Origin of the sequence: Sporosarcina soli, assembly GCF_042655805.1 — a bacterium.
Classification (GTDB): Bacteria; Bacillota; Bacilli; order Bacillales_A; family Planococcaceae; genus Sporosarcina; species Sporosarcina soli.
In genome coordinates, this window is record NZ_JBHSNO010000001.1 from 400,087 (window position 1) to 416,961 (window position 16,875).

The following is a 16,875-nucleotide window of genomic DNA, read 5'->3' on the forward strand; positions in this document are numbered from 1 at the left end:
AAAATGACACATCTTTCACAAGAGAAAGCCCCGATCATGGAGGCGTTGAACCGTTATAAACATATGCGGGTCGTCCCTTTCGATGTACCGGGTCACAAACGTGGAAGAGGTAATGAAGAACTGGCCGCGTTCCTAGGGGAACAATCTTTGGCGGTCGATGTAAATTCCATGAAACCGCTAGACAATCTTTGTCATCCCGTATCGATCATTAAAGAGGCTGAACAATTGGCTGCTCAAGCTTTCGGTGCAAAACACGCCTTTTTCATGGTCAACGGCACGACATCCGCCGTTCAGGCAATGATTATGACCGCATGTACTGCCGGTGATAAGATCATCATGCCACGGAACGTACATCGCAGTGCCATTAACGCACTCATTCTGACCGGGGCCGTGCCAATCTATGTCAATCCAGGTGTGCATGACGAACTTGGCATTCCTTTGGGAATGTCTGTCCAAGATGTAGAACGTGCTATTTTGGAAAATCCTGATGCGAAGGCCATTCTCATCAATAATCCCACTTATTATGGGATTTGTTCAAACTTACAAGCGCTGACAAATCTTGCACATGAACATCAGATGCTCGTCCTAGTCGATGAAGCACATGGCACGCATTTTTACTTTGGTGAAAACCTTCCAGCTTCTGCTATGTCAGTTGGTGCTGATATGGCCTCTGTTAGCATGCACAAATCCGGGGGCTCTTTGACACAAAGCTCTTTCCTTTTGATCAATAATGAAATGAGCGAAGGACATACGCGTCAAATCATCAACTTGACCCAAACGACGAGCGGGTCCTATCTATTGCTCTCTTCCTTGGATATTTCTAGGAAGAACTTAGCTCTTCATGGTCGACAAGTATTTGAAAAAGTGGCTCAAATGTCCCAATACACAAGAGACGAAATTAACAAAATTGGTGGTTATTATGCTTTTTCAAAAGAACTGTTGAATGGCGATACGATTTTTGACTTCGATGTCACCAAGCTTTCCGTCCATACTCGTGAAATCGGTCTTGCAGGAATAGAGATTTACGATATTCTACGGGACGAATACGATATCCAAATCGAATTTGGCGATATCGGCAACCTGCTCGCTTATATTTCCGTCGGAGATAGACAGTTGGATCTTGAACGGCTAGTCGCCGCACTCGCGGAGATCAAACGGCGTTATGCGAAAGATAAAAATGATGTCTTCGACCATGAATATATTAATCCGCAAGTAGTTGCTACGCCACAAAAGGCATTTTATGCACCTAAAAAAAATCTACCGCTTGCGGAAAGTGCCGGGTATATTTCCAGTGAATTTGTCATGTGTTACCCACCTGGTATCCCTATCCTTGCACCTGGTGAGCGCATAACAATAGAAATACTGGATTATATCGCTTACTGTAAAGAAAAAGGCTGTTTTTTAACAGGGACTGAAGATAGCGCCATCCAACATATTAATGTATTGAAGGAGGTGGAATGATGAATTTATGGTACACGGAAGATCATTCACCCCATGCCCGTTTTTCAATAAGAGTTGAAGAACACCTTTATACGGGACAAAGTGAGTTTCAAAAAATTGATATATTCCAATCTGTAGAATTCGGAAAAGTACTGACCCTAGACGGTTATGTCATGATCACCGAAAAAGATGAATTCATTTACCATGACATGATTACCCACGTTCCGATGGCGACCAATCCGGGTATTAAAAAAGTCCTTGTGATTGGCGCAGGAGATGGTGGTACAGTTCGTGAACTGACAAAATATCAGTCAATTGAGCAAATCGATATGGTTGAGATCGATCAGATGGTCGTAGACGTATGCCGTGAATATATTCCACAAACTGCATCCCAATTGGATGATCCGAGAGTGAACCTATTTTTTGAAGATGGACTTAAATTTGTCCGTAAAAAAGAAAATGAATATGATTTGATCATCGTCGACTCAACAGATCCTTTTGGTCCTGGAGAAGGTTTGTTTACAAGAGAATTTTATGGGAACTGCTTTAAAGCTCTTACAGAAGATGGCATTTTGGTCAATCAACATGAAAGCCCTTTTTATACAGAAGATGCGCTCGGCATGCAAAGAGCACATCAACGGATTATTGGCTTTTTCCCCATTTGCCGTGTCTATCAAGCCCATATTCCAACGTATCCATCCGGTCATTGGCTATTCGGCTTCGCTTCCAAAAAATATGACCCGATTACAGATTTGGATCCTGCAGCTTGGAATGAACTTGGCTTGGTAACGAAATATTACAATACGGATATCCACGTCGGTTCATTCGCACTTCCAAACTACGTGAAGGAGCAATTGCAAGATGTTGAATAAAAACATAGAAACATTTATCGGCTGCGACAATGAGTTTGAACAGTCCGATATCGTCATTTTTGGGGCGCCTTTTGATTCCACCACGTCTTTCCGCCCCGGAACGCGTTTTGCGAGTAAAGCAATGCGTGGGGATTCGTTTGGCATCGAGACATATAGCCCCTACCAAGACAAAGATTTGGAAGATATCGCTGTATTCGACGGCGGCGATTTAGAATTAAGTTTCGGGAATACAGAGAAAGCGTTAACGCATATTGAAGAATTCACGAAACAGATCTTGGATGCTGACAAAGTACCTTGTATGATCGGCGGCGAACACCTCGTCACACTTGGCTCTGTTCGTGCCGTCGCCAAACAGTACCCCGATTTGCATATTATCCAATTCGATGCGCATACCGACTTACGTGATGATTATCTTGGAGAAACACTTTCTCATGCTACCGTCATCCGAAGAGTATGGGATCTACTAGGCGATGAAAAGATTTTCCAGTTCGGCATTCGTTCAGGAGATCGAAGTGAGTTCCAATGGGGCAAGGACCATGTTTTTACAAACAAATTCAATTTTGACGGTTTGGAACAAGTCATCGAAAAATTAAAAGGAAAACCGGTCTATTTGACGATTGACTTAGATGTCTTGGATCCGTCGGTCTTCCCTGGCACAGGCACGCCTGAAGCTGGTGGCGTCAGCTTTATGGACTTATTGCAAGCGATCTTGCAAGTCGCCGAACTTAATATTGTAGCATGTGATGTTAATGAGCTCTCCCCTATGTATGATCACAGCGGTGTTTCCACAGCCGTCGCCTGTAAAGTACTGCGGGAATTATTGTTGGCAATCAAAACAAACTAAAAATAAATGAAATGGGTGGTGTTTACCAATGGGTAAAGCTTTAATTATTGGTGCTGGCGGAGTTGCTAGCGTTGTTGTGCACAAATGTTGTCAAGTTCCGGATGTATTCGAAGAAATTTGTATCGCGAGCCGTACAGTATCCAAATGTGATGCATTAAAAGAAAAATTGGACGGTGGCCGCACGAAAATTCAAACGGCACAAGTAGATGCCGACAATGTAGACGAGCTGATCGAATTGATCAACGGTTTTCAACCGGACATCGTCATTAACGTTGCACTACCTTACCAAGACTTGACGATTATGGATGCATGTCTGGCAACTGGTGTTCATTATTTGGATACAGCAAACTATGAACCTCTTGACACGGCGAAATTCGAATACAAATGGCAATGGGCTTACCGTGAAAAATTTGAAAAAGCCGGCATTACTGCCCTTCTTGGTAGCGGCTTTGACCCAGGCGTGACGGGTGTCTTCTCCGCACATGCGCTAAAACATCACTTTGATGAAATCCATACGATTGATATTGTCGACGCGAACGCTGGTGACCACGGTTACCCATTTGCAACGAATTTCAATCCGGAAATCAATATCCGCGAAATCACTGCTAACGGCAGATACTATGAGAACGGCGAGTTTATCGAAACACCACCGTTATCCGTCAAACGTGTTTATGATCTACCGGAAATCGGGCCAAAAGATGTATACTTGCTCTATCACGAAGAATTGGAATCTCTCGCTTTGAATATCACAGGCGTGAAAAAAATCCGCTTCTGGATGACATTCTCTGAAAAATATTTGACGCACTTAAAAGTGCTTGAAAATGTCGGCATGACGTCCATCGAGCCGATTAACTTCGAAGGGAAAGAAATTGCACCATTACAATTCTTGAAAGCGGTTCTTCCAGATCCGGCATCCCTCGGCCCACGTACAAAAGGAAAAACAAATATCGGATGTATTTTCCAAGGTGTCAAAGATGGAGAGCCAAAAACGTATTATGTGTACAATGTCTGTGATCACCAAGAGTGTTATGCAGAAGTCGGTTCCCAAGCGATTTCCTATACAACAGGCGTCCCTGCCATGATTGGCGCGATGATGATTATGACAGGAAAATGGAACAAGCCTGGGGTTTATAATATTGAAGAATTCGATCCAGATCCATTCATGGAAGCATTGAACGAGTACGGTCTGCCGTGGCAAGAAAGCTTCAATCCTACACTAATCGACTAAGGGGGCCTGAAAATTGAACTTTGACGTACATGCAGTGCCCTCCCCTAGTTATATCGTAGACGAAGGACTGCTCATTAAAAATTTAGAAAAGCTCAAATCGGTCGCCGAACGGACGGGTTGTAAAATTTTACTTGCTCAAAAGGGCTTTTCGATGTTTGCAGTGTATCCGCTCATTCGTCAATATTTGGACGGAGTGACATCAAGCGGCGTGTTGGAAGCGAGGCTTGGCTATGAGGAAATGGGGAAGGAAGTCCATACGTATGCCCCCGCTTTTACAGAAGCTGATTTTGATGAAATCCTTTCTTATTCGGATCATATCGTCTTCAACTCTTTCCAGCAATGGAATAAGTTTAAAGAACGGGTTCACAACCATCCGAAAAAGATTGAGTGCGGCATCCGCATCAATCCGGAGTACTCTGAAATCGAAGTCGACATGTATAACCCTTGTTTCACGCATTCCCGCTTCGGCGTGACACTTGATAATTTTGAGCCCGACCAACTAGATGGGATTGATGGTTTCCATTTCCACACAATGTGCGAACAAAACTCCGATACACTTGAACGTACCCTACAAGTGATCGAACAGAAATTCGGCAATTATCTTCATCAGATGAAATGGCTCAATTTCGGTGGCGGCCATCATATCACCCGCCCTGATTATGATATTGAAACGTTAGAGCGCTCCATCTTGCATATGAAAAACAAGTACGATGTTGATGTCTATCTAGAACCGGGAGAAGCCGTCGCCCTAAATACAGGATTTCTTGTTGCAACTGTTTTAGATACGCTTTATAACGGAATGGATATTGCGATTTTAGATACATCTGCTTCTTGCCATATGCCTGATGTATTGGAAATGCCCTATCGTCCAGAAATCATCGGTGCGGGACTCCCGAATGAAAAAGCTTATACGTATCGATTCGGCGGTCCGACTTGCCTATCAGGTGACGTCATCGGTGACTATTCTTTCGATCATCCACTAAAACCTGGCGACAGACTGATTTTCTGTGATATGGCGCACTATTCAATGGTTAAGAACAATACCTTCAACGGTATCAACTTACCTTCTATTGTACTCAACACGTTGCATGACGGTCCGAAAGTCGTTCAGCAATTCGGTTACGATGATTTTAAAAATCGATTATCCTAATGAATAAAGGCCTGTCCAACAAACTCTTTACACGCGTTTGTTGGGCAGGCCTCTCTTATTTTCATTCAGCAGAAGACTTCCACCTCTGTAAGTGGACAGATGGGTGCGTTTTGTTTCCCTGTTCAGCGGCTGTTCAAACGCCTGCTGACCGAAGATAAAGCCGCTGGTGGATGTCACAAATTTTGAAAAGGAGTCAATTGAGCTTTGCTCAATTCAAAATCTGGACGCAATTACGCCGAGGCGTAATTGATTAGTTCAACACTTTCATCTTTACTTTCTTCACCCCCCATTCCATCGCACGTTCATAGGAAGGGATAAATACATCGATCTTATGCCCTTTAATAGCGCCGCCGGTATCCCCCGCAATCGCTTCCCCATAGCCTTCCACCCATACCTTTGTCCCAAGCGGGATCACTCTAGGATCTACGGCAATCACTTTCCGATCAGGATTCGAACGCAGATCAATGCCATAGGCAGTCGTCCCTGAGCAGCCCTTGCAATACGCCGTATAAGCTGTTGCGGTCACAAAAAGTTCACTTCCTTCATCGACGGATTGTGTAGATGGAGTTGATTCGGCAACCGCTTGTGAAGAAACGGCTTTTTTTCCATTTTCGACAACTTGGTCTTTACCGCCCTTCATCTCCTCTCCATTGACAAGCAATTCATCGCCCGGATGGATCAAATCCCCTTCCAATTCATTCCAACTCATTAAGTCGTCAAGGGGTATTTCATGCGTCAGGGCAATACGAAACAGGTTATCCCCTTCTATGACCGTATATATATCCGGTTCGTCACTTGGTTCCACTTCATCTTCTGTCACTTCGTCTTTATGTTCCTCCGGAGCTCGTATTTCGTCAGACTCGTCCAAATCCTCAGTCTGCACACCCGAAAATTCATACGTTTCTTCCGTTACGGGAAATTCAATCACATTGGAAGCATAGGTCACAGAATACATTGAAAATACGAAAACAATGGTCCAGAACAGTATTTTTATTTTCGACATTCAAAATCTCCTCCTTAGTCAGTTCGCTTTAAATGTCCGCCATCTTGCAAAGGGCAAGCCTTTTCTGCCCCCTTACTCGGCATGACATTTTCATTCTATTCTGACTGGAGTGACATTTAGTACTTGAATTCGTCATAATAGGAAAAAAGACCACCTCTCCCGTAAACACAATGCAATCTGCAATCGTCTTTCCGAAAGAAGCTGATCTTTTCTAAACTCTTACTCGTTCATAAAAGGAAAAATCCGATGCCGATGATGACATAGGCCGCAAATAGAATCAAACCCTCAAACCAATTGGATTCTCCATCATTGCAAAGATTGATAACAAGAAGTGTCGCCGTGATCATGGCCACCAATTCGGGTACCGTGAAAACAAGCGCCATCGGTTCCACCATAAGAAGCGAAATAAGCACAAGGACAGGTGTCACAAACATGGCGACTTGCAATGTGGAACCGACCGCAATCTCAACTGCAATATCCATCTTATTTTTCAGCGCCATCGCAACAGCCGAAGCATGTTCTGCTGCATTACCGACTATGGCCACGATAATGACACCGATGAACAACTCCGTCCAGCCGAACTGTTCACCAAGCGTTTCGAATGTATGAACGAGTTGTTCCGACACAAAAGCAACCGCTACTGTTGCCAATAAAAGAATAAGCATCGATTTTCCCTTTGTCCACTCTGGCGTTTCTATTTCTTCTTCCCGTTGTTCAGCGGATGCAAATACACCTCGATGCGTCACCAATTTAAAGAAAAGGCCTGCCATATACAAAGCAATCAAAATCAACGCTATACCAATGCTTAAACTTAAAGTTTTTGCGTGATCCATCGACATCGAGAAGATTTCAGGAATGACAAAAGCTACGATGACCGCAAAAATCAGCAAACCTGAATTGTATTTTGCATCATGGATACTAAAATTTTGACGCTTATATTTGACGCCACCCGCAAAGAAGGAGAGACCAAGTACAAGCAGCAAGTTTCCAAGAACAGATCCCGTCAACGACGCTAAAACGATGCCGATCATGCCTGCCTTCAACGTAAAAATGGAAATGAGCAATTCAACCGCATTACCGAACGTCGCATTCAGCAAGCCGCCCACTCTCGGACCACTCACAATCGCCAAACTTTCTGTAGCCCTTCCGATATAACCTGCTAAGGCAATAATCGTTATACAGCAAAGGAAAAACATTGGAATATCTGACCAATGGAAGATAGCTCCCACCACAACGAGCGGGATCCCGAAAAAAATCATAATGGAAAATAACCGATTCAACAAAACCACCTCATAGCCGAATGTAATATCCTTTATAGATTTCCCTTGTAGGATAAATAAAAACATTTTCAATGAGTTGTGTTAAATGTTGTAAAATTTTCTTAGAATGATTCCCGGCTAATCCCAAACGTTACTTGTTTGCTTTGAATAGTACTTCTTGCTTACTTTCCCTTCTTTCCACTTTCCCGATCGACTCCAAATATAATAATCGAGTAAGTGTCGCCATGAAAGCACTTAAGTTAAGAATAATATTTTCCGTACCATAAATTTCGATGCAGATTTGATAGGCCGTTTTACTGTCATTTCTTACGGATTGTAAAACTTGTTGCAGGCGATGCTCATGTTGAGCTGTCAAAGCATTCACTCGATCCTGTAAATGATCGATCGTATCACCATGTCCCGATAACGCAATTTCAGTAGGATATTTTTTTATTGTTTGTAGAGACGTCAAATAATCTTGTAAAGGATTTTCTTCTTCCCCTGACCATAAACCGATTACTGGATTGATCTTTTGTAATATATGATCTCCGACAATCATTATTTTTTTATCACGATTATAAAAACAAAAATGATCCGGTGCATGACCAGGTGTCCAAATCGCTTCAAATAATTCTTTGCCCAATTGGATATACTGCTGATTTTCAAAAAAACCATCCGGTTCGAAATCATAAATGAACGAATCATCTTTCTTCTGGTTAGGAAGTGCCTGTCCTCCATGTTTAATGAGCAAGTTGTTTATTCGATTTCTTCTAAGCGTATCCCTCCGCTTTTGCATTTCCTCATAACCTAAATTGGAAACGATGACCGGGACTCCGACTTCCTGCTGAAACCATTTTGCAAGACCGATATGATCGATATGGGTATGTGTCAAAACCACTTTTTCGATGACGATTCCAGCTGCTAATATCTGTTTCCATCGTTCTTTCGCTGACTCCGAATCGGTACCTGTATCAATCACTGTGTATCCATTGGGCCCTTTTAGTAAATAACAATTCACCTCGCCCATTCCCCCAGGAAATTGGATAACTAGCTTATGTATGCCTTCTGCCACTTCTGTCAACATTTCATGTTCCCCTTTTTTTATAGTTTAGAATGAACTGTCAAAACACTTAAGTTTATTGTACATCTAGCTCCAAGAAACATAAAACACAATCGACTCATTTCCATCAGAAGACGTTCCTTATGATTATTTTTTCAGTAAAAAAATCCAAAGCAATTATCTATGCTTAGTTTTGCGTTAATCGGAAATCATAAAAACAAAACGAGGTGATGTTGTGAAAAGAATTGTCCTAGCCCTTATGATTTTCTGTTTAATTTCCCCAACTTCTATGCATGCTGAAACTGCTATCTCCAAGATGAAAATCACATTCAGCCGGGACGGATATTTATGGATAAAAGAAGGTGAAACTGAAAGACGTATAACGGAGCAAAAAGCGCTATACAATTATCCTCCCCAATGGTCATTTGATGGAAAAATGATCCTTTATCAGAAAGAAGTGGTGGGCAATATTAATGGAAATAAAAAAACATCCAATGAATTATGGGTATATGATATCGATAAGAAAAAGCATCAGAAAATCTTTCATGACGGGTACAACCCTAAATGGTCTCCGACCGAAAATATTGTTGCCTTCAATGATACCGGTGTGTTGAATATATCCGATTTGACAGCATTCTATAATATCGCTTTAGGTGTGGATGACTACCAGTGGCAGCCCAATGGGAAAGGTTTTATCGCCTCATCAAGTGCTTCGATTCGTCCAGACGGTTGGACCCATGCTATCCTTTACACGATTTCGATTGCGGATGGTTACCGAAATATACAAGGCTTAACAAAAAACGCTAAGAAGTTTTTCGTCATTCCAAAGGAGCTCGTAAAAGGGGATGTGAAGATTCTATCCATCAATGCAGAATCATTGACTTACTCGACCAATCAGCAATGGATTTCCTTCATTGTTTCACCGACTGCCTCTTGGTCGATGGACAGCAACATGATCTGTATACTTTCTGCGGACGGCAAACAATTTGAAGTGATCGATGAAACGATCAATATGTTCACACCAAAATGGGCATTCAAAAATAGTATACTTGGCTATATTGCCGGTGGAGGACGCATTGTCTTCGGTTTCAAAAACAAAGATTTGAAAGTCACTGAGCCGAAGACCCAGCAAACCGAAACCTTGACACCGAAAAACTATGCCGAACTGGGATTTTCTTGGGTAAATGACACTTCCCTTATCGTTTCCAGAGTTCCGGAAAGTGAATGGTCCAATGATCCTGACAAAAGACCGAAACCTGCTTTGTATTTCGTCACTTTGCATAGTCAAAAACAAGTAAGAATTACATCACCTCCACAAAAGGAGGGCGATTATGAACCCATCTTTTTACCTTCCATCAATAAAATCACTTGGTTACGGAAAAAAGACCTTTCTTTAAAAGGTGATTTATGGATAGCCGATCCCGATGGGAATAATTTGGAAGTTTGGGTAGAAAACATCGAATTATATGCTTTTTATCCGTCATTATAACTGAAAAGAAGCCATCTCTTTTACCAATCAAGAGATGGCTTTTCTTAATATAGAATGATTCAATCTGCTTTTAGGCTATAAAGAATAAGTACAATCCCGCCAAACAGGCAAATCATTCGTGATAAGGAAATCTTTTCTGCCAGTCCAAATAATGCGATTCCGGTCGTAATGATCAACACACAAGGACCCACTAATGCCAAGAGCGTATTGATATAGAAGGCTTTTTCCAAATCATTGAATTTATACATCAACATCGCAGCTGTAATATCCACACTCCCTGAAAAGATCCGCAAAAGGATAATCATTAAAAGTGCTTTTTCAATCAATTTGAGTGCCCCTTTCATACTTCTAAAAAAGTGTATGAAAGTCGATTCAATATTATCTTAAAAACTCCGCAAAAAAGTGCCAAGCTATGAGCCTCATAACTTGGCACTTACTTTTATAAAAAAAGAAAAAGCTAGTTTTGCATCATTACAACGGCTTCTCCTTCGACAACAATATAATCGAATTGGTTCGTGACAGTCGTGCGAAGACGAAGAATCTTTTTTGCATCTTTTTTTTCCAATACTTCGACCTCTGCCATAACCGTATCCCCAATTTTAACGGGTGCCTTAAAGTTGAGATTTTGAGATAAATAAATTGTATCCGGACCTGATAGTTTCATCCCTAATACTGCTGAAATGAATCCAGCTGTCAAGACACCGTGCGCAATCCGTTCTTGGAAAACTGATTTTTACGCATACTCCACATTTACGTGTAATGGATTAAAGTCACCAGTGATTCCGGCAAATTGATAGATATCAAATTCAGTAATGGTTTTCGAAATATTCGCTTTGTCGCCAATTTTAATACCATTATAACTTACCAACTAAATCGACCCTCCCGCCGAATGTGTCAATTAGGCCATTGGCAGTCAATTGGATCAAGCCTTTACTGTTTCCAACACACCTTTATGCGACTGCTTCAATTGAATTGTCAAGTCTTCGATTTGCTTTAGCACTTCAGTGCGCCCTTCTTTCTGTTGCTGTACAGCTTCTTTGACAGTCGTTTCGAGTTGTGCCTGTGATTGCGTAAATAAATCCAAGACTGCATGGCTTGGACTCCAAGCAAGTGTTTGTACTTTATTATTGATTTCTTCAATCGTTGACAACCAGCTGGCCGTCAATTCGCTTTGAATTTTTTCAGACGCTTTTACACTGTCCTCTAATCGCTCTGACCATTCTTTCACTAGCTTATTCGATTCCGTTTCCATATTATCCAAAGTTTTGCGCGTAGAATCGATCAGTTCCTTTTGGTAATCAAAAACTCGAAATGACTTTCTTTCAACCTCCGCTTGAATACTTTGGAGTGTTTTGAAATTATTTAACCAGCTATCCCAAATCAGATCCACCCCTGTTGCTTGTTGCTTGACCTCAGCTACTTTCTTTGTCATCAAAGTCTCCTCCTTTGTATTGGATCCATAGATCATGGATATATATGTTGAATGCAAAATATTTTGCATATCACCCGTCTATTAGTTTTCATCATTCACTTCATCCGCCTCATTTGAGGGCATTTTATAAGACGGAAAAAACGGCTTATACAAATTGAAAAACTGATCCAACATTTTTTGATAATGGCCAAGCGAGTCAGCCCATAACTCCAAATACCGTTCTCCAGCCTCTGTAATGGAATATATGCGTTTGGCCGGCCCTCCCGATGTCGTATCCCATTCAGAAGTGACCATTGCATCTTTCTCCAGTTGCCGAAGTATTCTATAAAAATTTCCTTGATCAATAGAATGGATCCCAAATTGGGAAATTTTCTGCATTAATTCATAACCATGCGCATTCCACTCCCTAAGATGTAACAGCATAATCGGGATAAGAAAGTTTTTCGGGGTTCCCAAGTTGGCGCTTTTCTCGCTCCCCGATGTTTTCTGATCAGAACTCATTGTTGAGCACCACCTAATTGTAAATTACTTATAAGTGTAATTTACACCTATGTGTTTGAATTGTCAACACTTTAACTTGGATCAGCAAATGCTTAAGTATTGAAAGCAAAGACTCAGACGCCCGCCCACCTCCGTAAGTGTAAGCTAAATATAGGACATACATTAAAATTAGTGAAGTCCACATGTTTGCCGTTTGAAAATTGGACACAATTATACCTTAACATAAATGCCTACCCAGAAAAAACAGACAAATCGCAACATTATCTAACACCCTATATGTCGAATGCTGTCAAAATTAGTGATAATAAGTCGGATTATTTAGATTATTTTAATTGATAAAAAAACTATGTTCCTGTACAATGAAACTGAACTTTAGAAGGCTCATAGATTGGAAAAGGAGATGATGTTGTTTGACTCAGAAAGTGCCATTTGATCCATTTACGATGTGGAAAGAGATTTACGAAAAAACAGAAGCATCCTGGAGTGGTGTGCTCCAAGAATCCTTGGGGAAAGAAACCTTCTCCGAAGGATTGGGGCAAACGTTAAATAGCTATTTGCAATACCAGGAAGTCATTTCACAAATGACCGAGGCTTATCTTAAACAGGTGAACATGCCTACACGCGGTGAAGTTTCCAACATTGCATCTCTTGTTATCAATCTAGAGAACAAAGTTGACGATCTTGAAGATAAAATCGATGATACTACGGCAAAAGAAGACACCTCAAAAGAAATCAATCAGCTGAAAAAAGCTGTTTCAAACTTGGATAAAAAATTGGATAAAGTGCTTGCGCTAATTGAAGAAGTAAATACGAAACCTGCAGCCGCAATCCCTGCTGTGAGTACGAAGCAATAATAATATTGATAAATTAATAATATTGATAGATGAAATGAAATTTCAATACATCCAACAACATTAGAAGGAGCGTGCAGTTAATGACAATGTTATTCGAAAACGAAATCACAAAAAAGGAAAGCTTGAAACCACTTGAAGGGAAAGTAGCAATCGTTACAGGAGGTTCTCGTGGGATTGGCGCTGCAATTGCAAAGGAATTAGCACGAAAAGGTGCCCAAGTGGCAATCAACTATCAATCTAATGTGGAAAGTGCGGATGCAGTTATAAAAGCAATTGAAGAAGAGGGCGGCACCTCCTATGCAATCAAAGCCGATGTATCGGATGCAAATGATATTCAACAATTTATCGGATCGGTAAAGGAACGTTTTGGTAAAATTGATATATTAGTCAATAATGCAGGCATTACAAGAGATAAAACGTTCCGAAATCTTTCTGAAGAAGAGTGGAACGAAGTGATCGACGTGAACTTGAATAGCGTATATCGTACAACTTCAGTAGTGATCAACGAAATGCTGGAACAAAAATACGGTCGTATTATCAATATCAGTTCGATTATCGGGCAAGCAGGAGGATTTGGACAAACAAACTATGCAGCTTCAAAGGCTGGTATGATCGGTTTTACCAAATCTCTTGCATTGGAAACAGCAAAAAATGGCATCACGGTCAATGCGGTTTGCCCAGGGTTTATTGCGACTGAAATGGTTTCGGCGATGCCAGAGAAAGTATTAGACTCCATCGTATCAAAAGTTCCAATGCGTCGACTTGGAGAAGTGGATGAAATTGCTGAAGCGGTCGTATACCTTGCAACAGCAAACTATATTACAGGTCAGACAATCAATGTGAACGGCGGATTGTACATGTAATGCCTTTTATGGAGAAAGTCCAATTAGTACCTGAAAACTTGGTTTAGGGGGAGAATAATGATTTATTCGAGTGCTAGAGAATTGGATAATTGGGTGGATCAATTGCCCGAAGAATATAAAGACGGTTACCGCCGGCTGAAACGGATGACAGAAGTATTGACGACAGAGGCCGAGCCTCAAGTTGGACAAACGCCGAAAGAAGTCATCTGGACTAAAAACAAGACGAAACTTTATCGTTACCAACCTGCCGTGAAAAAGACGAACAAAGTGCCCATCCTAATGATTTACGCACTGATCAATAAACCTTATATCTTGGATTTATATCCTGGAAATAGCTTGATTGAACACCTGACAAACCAAGGACATGATGTGTACTTGTTGGATTGGGGTACATTCGGTTATGAAGATCGGCATTTAAAATTCGATAACTTCATTCTGGATTATATTCCACGCGCAGTCAAAAAAGTGTTACGAACATCGGAAGCCAATGAAATCAGTTTACTTGGCTATTGTATGGGGGGAACGATGACTTCCATCTTCGCGGCTCTCCATCATGATTTACCGATCCGCAATTTAATATTTATGACAAGTCCATTTGATTTTGCAGATGCCGGCCTTTATTCTAATTTTTTAGATAAACGTTATTTTAACCTGGATAAACTGGTCGATACACTAGGTTTAATCCCCCATGATATGATCGACTTCGGGAACAAATTATTGAACCCGATCGCCAATGTTTATGGACCTTACGTCGGATTGGCGAATCGAGCAGATAATGATGCATTCGTTCATAATTGGAAGCTTATGCAAAAATGGTTAAACGATGGAATTCCTTTCCCTGGAGAAGCTTATCGCCAATGGATCCGCGAGTTCTACCAAGAAAATAAGCTGATTAACGATGAACTCTACATCCGAGGGCGGAAAGTCGAGCTTAGCAAAATTACAGCAAACGTCTTAAATATTGCTGCAAAACGTGATAACATTGCTAATCCAATTCAAATTGAGCCATTGATGGATAAAATATCTAGTAAAGACAAAACGTATCACTTGATGGATACGGGGCATGTCTCTGTCGTTGTTGGCCGTAAAGCGGTCAATGAACTATATCCACTTGTTGATAATTGGTTGACAAGTCATTCAAAGTAATTGAAAAACCACAACGAAAACAGCGGGTCTTTCCCTGAGCATATCAGGGAAAGGCCCGCTGTTTTTCGGCAATATATGATCATTTCAATGTACGTTTTAGAAATTCCCTCGTTCGCTCTTGTGTCGGGTTATTGAAAATTTGTTCGGGTGGCCCTACTTCAGCAATTACTCCTTTGTCCATAAAGACGACGCGATCGGAAACCTCTTTTGCGAATTCCATTTCATGGGTTACGATCAGCATTGTTAAGCCGGTTTCAGCGAGCTCCTTCATTACTTTCAGAACCTCCCCTACCATCTCTGGATCCAATGCGGATGTTGGTTCATCGAATAACATGACATCCGGTTCCATCGATAGGGCGCGGGCAATTGCTACACGTTGCTTCTGACCGCCAGACAATTGTCTAGCTCTTGCATTCACATAGCGATCCATGCCTACCACTTTCAAATACTTCATTGCCACTTTTTCTGCTTCTTCTTTTGTGCGTTTTAACACTTTCACTTGTCCGACAACACAATTACTTAATACATCATGGTTATTAAACAAGTTGAATTGTTGGAATACCATCCCTAACTTCGTACGGTATGAATGAATATCATGCTTAGCATCTAGAATATTTTCACCTTGGTAGATGATTCGTCCGCCACTTGGTCTCTCCAATAGATTGATACAACGAAGAAGAGTGGATTTACCGGATCCAGATGACCCGATGATACAGACAACCTCCCCTTTGGCTACTGAAAAATCGATATCTTTTAATACTTCATGCGTACCAAATGATTTTCTAAGATGTTGAATATCGATGACTTTTTCCATTTGTCCCCCACCTCCGTCTTAACTCTCTTTTGTATTGGCTACATTCGTTATTTGTGCCGGCTGGCCGATCATGCTATAGTTTTCCGGTCCTTCCAATTTCCTTTCAAAATAACGGAGAATCAGGGTGACGGTAAACGTCATGACGAAATACAATATACAGGCAACGAAAAATGGCTCAAAATATTTAAAGCTAATACCTGCGACCGTTTTTGTTTGGAAATATAATTCCGTAACGCCGATGACGTTCAGAACAGATGTATCTTTAATATTGATAATAAATTGGTTGCCGGTTGCCGGTAAGATGTTACGGATCACTTGGGGTAAAACAACATTCAGCATCGTCTGAACATGATTCATCCCGACCGCATGTGCCGCTTCAAACTGTCCTTTATCGATCGACATGACACCGCCACGGACAAACTCCGCCATATAGGCCCCTGTATTGATAGAGACAATCACGATGGCCGCTATAGTCCGGTCCATATCAATCCCAAAAGCCAAAGCAGATCCATAGAAAATGACCATTGCTTGAACGATCATTGGCGTTCCACGGAAAAACTCTATGTAGGATGTGAGAATCACATTTACCGTTTTTAATAAGATTCGTTTTGCCCGTCGTTCTGGAACAGGGATTGTGCGTATCACTCCTGCAAGTAAACCGATAATCGCTCCGATAATCGTCCCGATTACAGAAATGAGAAGCGTCATGCCCGCTCCGCGAAGAAACATCGGCCAGTTATTAATAATCATTTGAATAATCCACTCGAGACTCATTCATTCCATCCTTTCCAAAGGGGAATCTAACCAAGACCAATAATGCCTCGGCGTATTTGCGTCCAGATTTTGAATTGCGCTTTCTAATGGCTGGTGCCTTAATTTCTGCAAAATCTATGACATCCGCCGGAGGCTTTTAATTGATT

The 16,875-nt window shown here is 41.4% G+C and carries 17 protein-coding genes and 1 pseudogene; 9 read left to right on the plus strand and 9 right to left on the minus strand.

Annotation, left to right across the window (positions count from 1 at the left end; all coding sequences use genetic code 11):
* Positions 1-3: 3 nt before the first annotated feature.
* The 5 genes from ACFPRA_RS01995 to nspC are packed head-to-tail and all read left to right on the plus strand — an operon-like array spanning position 4 to position 5,534.
* Positions 4-1,461, plus strand: coding sequence for an aminotransferase class I/II-fold pyridoxal phosphate-dependent enzyme (locus tag ACFPRA_RS01995; protein ID WP_381429987.1), 1,458 nt, complete (start codon positions 4-6; stop codon positions 1,459-1,461).
* A complete protein-coding gene (gene speE / locus ACFPRA_RS02000) occupies positions 1,461-2,312 on the plus strand; it encodes a polyamine aminopropyltransferase (RefSeq protein WP_381429989.1) in 852 nt (283 codons plus the stop codon). Before ACFPRA_RS01995 ends, speE begins: the two co-directional genes overlap by 1 nt.
* Entirely contained in the window at positions 2,302-3,156 is an 855-nt protein-coding gene (speB, locus tag ACFPRA_RS02005) for an agmatinase (RefSeq protein WP_381429992.1), read from the plus strand. The genes speE and speB overlap by 11 nt, the downstream gene beginning before the upstream one ends.
* Before the next feature lie 28 nt (positions 3,157-3,184).
* Positions 3,185-4,384, plus strand: a complete 1,200-nt coding sequence (locus tag ACFPRA_RS02010; RefSeq protein WP_381429995.1) for a saccharopine dehydrogenase family protein — start codon at positions 3,185-3,187, stop codon at positions 4,382-4,384.
* Between the two features lie 13 nt (positions 4,385-4,397).
* The gene (gene nspC / locus ACFPRA_RS02015) at positions 4,398-5,534 is read left to right on the plus strand and encodes a carboxynorspermidine decarboxylase (protein WP_381429998.1); all 1,137 of its coding nucleotides are present in this window, start codon (positions 4,398-4,400) and stop codon (positions 5,532-5,534) included.
* A 250-nt stretch (positions 5,535-5,784) separates the two neighbouring features.
* Here nspC and ACFPRA_RS02020 read toward each other — a convergent pair whose 3' ends face one another.
* The 3 genes from ACFPRA_RS02020 to ACFPRA_RS02030 all read right to left on the minus strand — a co-directional run bounded on the left by ACFPRA_RS02020 (position 5,785) and on the right by ACFPRA_RS02030 (position 8,880).
* Complete coding sequence (locus ACFPRA_RS02020) at positions 5,785-6,537, minus strand: 3D domain-containing protein (RefSeq protein ID WP_381430003.1); 753 nt, start codon at positions 6,535-6,537, stop codon at positions 5,785-5,787.
* A gap of 227 nt (positions 6,538-6,764) precedes the next feature.
* Entirely contained in the window at positions 6,765-7,820 is a 1,056-nt protein-coding gene (gene cax / locus ACFPRA_RS02025; protein ID WP_381430006.1) for a calcium/proton exchanger, read from the minus strand.
* Positions 7,821-7,947: 127 nt separating this feature from the next.
* Positions 7,948-8,880: an MBL fold metallo-hydrolase gene (locus ACFPRA_RS02030; RefSeq protein ID WP_381430009.1), complete on the minus strand. Its 933-nt coding sequence runs from the start codon at positions 8,878-8,880 to the stop codon at positions 7,948-7,950.
* Positions 8,881-9,091: 211 nt separating this feature from the next.
* Here ACFPRA_RS02030 and ACFPRA_RS02035 point away from each other — a divergent pair, with 211 nt between their 5' ends.
* A complete protein-coding gene (locus tag ACFPRA_RS02035) occupies positions 9,092-10,345 on the plus strand; it encodes a TolB family protein (protein WP_381430012.1) in 1,254 nt (417 codons plus the stop codon).
* Between the two features lie 59 nt (positions 10,346-10,404).
* On the opposite strand, the gene ACFPRA_RS02040 is transcribed toward ACFPRA_RS02035, so the two are convergent.
* The 4 genes and pseudogenes from ACFPRA_RS02040 to phaQ form a co-directional block, all read right to left on the minus strand.
* A complete protein-coding gene (locus tag ACFPRA_RS02040) occupies positions 10,405-10,689 on the minus strand; it encodes a YqhV family protein (RefSeq protein WP_381430015.1) in 285 nt (94 codons plus the stop codon).
* A 113-nt stretch (positions 10,690-10,802) separates the two neighbouring features.
* Positions 10,803-11,213 (minus strand): annotated as a pseudogene (locus tag ACFPRA_RS02045) (MaoC family dehydratase).
* Between the two features lie 54 nt (positions 11,214-11,267).
* A complete protein-coding gene (locus ACFPRA_RS02050; RefSeq protein WP_381430018.1) occupies positions 11,268-11,777 on the minus strand; it encodes a hypothetical protein in 510 nt (169 codons plus the stop codon).
* 81 nt (positions 11,778-11,858) lie between these two features.
* The gene (gene phaQ / locus ACFPRA_RS02055; RefSeq protein WP_381430021.1) at positions 11,859-12,278 is read right to left on the minus strand and encodes a poly-beta-hydroxybutyrate-responsive repressor; all 420 of its coding nucleotides are present in this window, start codon (positions 12,276-12,278) and stop codon (positions 11,859-11,861) included.
* Between the two features lie 410 nt (positions 12,279-12,688).
* Between phaQ and ACFPRA_RS02060 the strand changes: the two genes are divergently transcribed.
* The 3 genes from ACFPRA_RS02060 to phaC all read left to right on the plus strand — a co-directional run bounded on the left by ACFPRA_RS02060 (position 12,689) and on the right by phaC (position 15,141).
* Positions 12,689-13,132: a poly(R)-hydroxyalkanoic acid synthase subunit PhaE gene (locus ACFPRA_RS02060; protein ID WP_381430024.1), complete on the plus strand. Its 444-nt coding sequence runs from the start codon at positions 12,689-12,691 to the stop codon at positions 13,130-13,132.
* Positions 13,133-13,254: 122 nt separating this feature from the next.
* Entirely contained in the window at positions 13,255-13,995 is a 741-nt protein-coding gene (gene fabG / locus ACFPRA_RS02065; protein WP_381430553.1) for a 3-oxoacyl-[acyl-carrier-protein] reductase, read from the plus strand.
* Between the two features lie 60 nt (positions 13,996-14,055).
* Positions 14,056-15,141 carry a class III poly(R)-hydroxyalkanoic acid synthase subunit PhaC gene (gene phaC, locus ACFPRA_RS02070; RefSeq protein ID WP_381430556.1) on the plus strand — a complete coding sequence of 362 codons (1,086 nt, stop codon included), beginning with the start codon at positions 14,056-14,058 and terminating at the stop codon, positions 15,139-15,141.
* A gap of 79 nt (positions 15,142-15,220) precedes the next feature.
* On the opposite strand, the gene ACFPRA_RS02075 is transcribed toward phaC, so the two are convergent.
* Both ACFPRA_RS02075 and ACFPRA_RS02080 read right to left on the minus strand, forming a co-directional pair.
* Positions 15,221-15,955 (minus strand): amino acid ABC transporter ATP-binding protein, encoded by a 735-nt coding sequence (locus tag ACFPRA_RS02075; protein ID WP_381430026.1) that lies wholly within the window; start codon positions 15,953-15,955, stop codon positions 15,221-15,223.
* Positions 15,956-15,973: 18 nt separating this feature from the next.
* The gene (locus tag ACFPRA_RS02080; RefSeq protein ID WP_381430029.1) at positions 15,974-16,729 is read right to left on the minus strand and encodes an amino acid ABC transporter permease; all 756 of its coding nucleotides are present in this window, start codon (positions 16,727-16,729) and stop codon (positions 15,974-15,976) included.
* Positions 16,730-16,875: the final 146 nt, after the last annotated feature.

Bases quoted from the DNA above. Each gene is read 5' to 3' on its own strand.
- ACFPRA_RS02050 (WP_381430018.1), bottom strand. From the start codon at position 11,777: ATGACAAAGAAAGTAGCTGAGGTCAAGCAACAAGCAACAGGGGTGGAT.
- ACFPRA_RS01995 (WP_381429987.1), top strand. From the start codon at position 4: ATGACACATCTTTCACAAGAGAAAGCCCCGATCATGGAGGCGTTGAAC.
- ACFPRA_RS02010 (WP_381429995.1), top strand. From the start codon at position 3,185: ATGGGTAAAGCTTTAATTATTGGTGCTGGCGGAGTTGCTAGCGTTGTT.
- ACFPRA_RS02030 (WP_381430009.1), bottom strand. From the start codon at position 8,880: ATGTTGACAGAAGTGGCAGAAGGCATACATAAGCTAGTTATCCAATTT.
- ACFPRA_RS02075 (WP_381430026.1), bottom strand. From the start codon at position 15,955: ATGGAAAAAGTCATCGATATTCAACATCTTAGAAAATCATTTGGTACG.
- speB (WP_381429992.1), top strand. From the start codon at position 2,302: ATGTTGAATAAAAACATAGAAACATTTATCGGCTGCGACAATGAGTTT.
- ACFPRA_RS02080 (WP_381430029.1), bottom strand. From the start codon at position 16,729: ATGAGTCTCGAGTGGATTATTCAAATGATTATTAATAACTGGCCGATG.
- ACFPRA_RS02040 (WP_381430015.1), bottom strand. From the start codon at position 10,689: ATGAAAGGGGCACTCAAATTGATTGAAAAAGCACTTTTAATGATTATC.
- ACFPRA_RS02020 (WP_381430003.1), bottom strand. From the start codon at position 6,537: ATGTCGAAAATAAAAATACTGTTCTGGACCATTGTTTTCGTATTTTCA.
- phaQ (WP_381430021.1), bottom strand. From the start codon at position 12,278: ATGAGTTCTGATCAGAAAACATCGGGGAGCGAGAAAAGCGCCAACTTG.
- speE (WP_381429989.1), top strand. From the start codon at position 1,461: ATGAATTTATGGTACACGGAAGATCATTCACCCCATGCCCGTTTTTCA.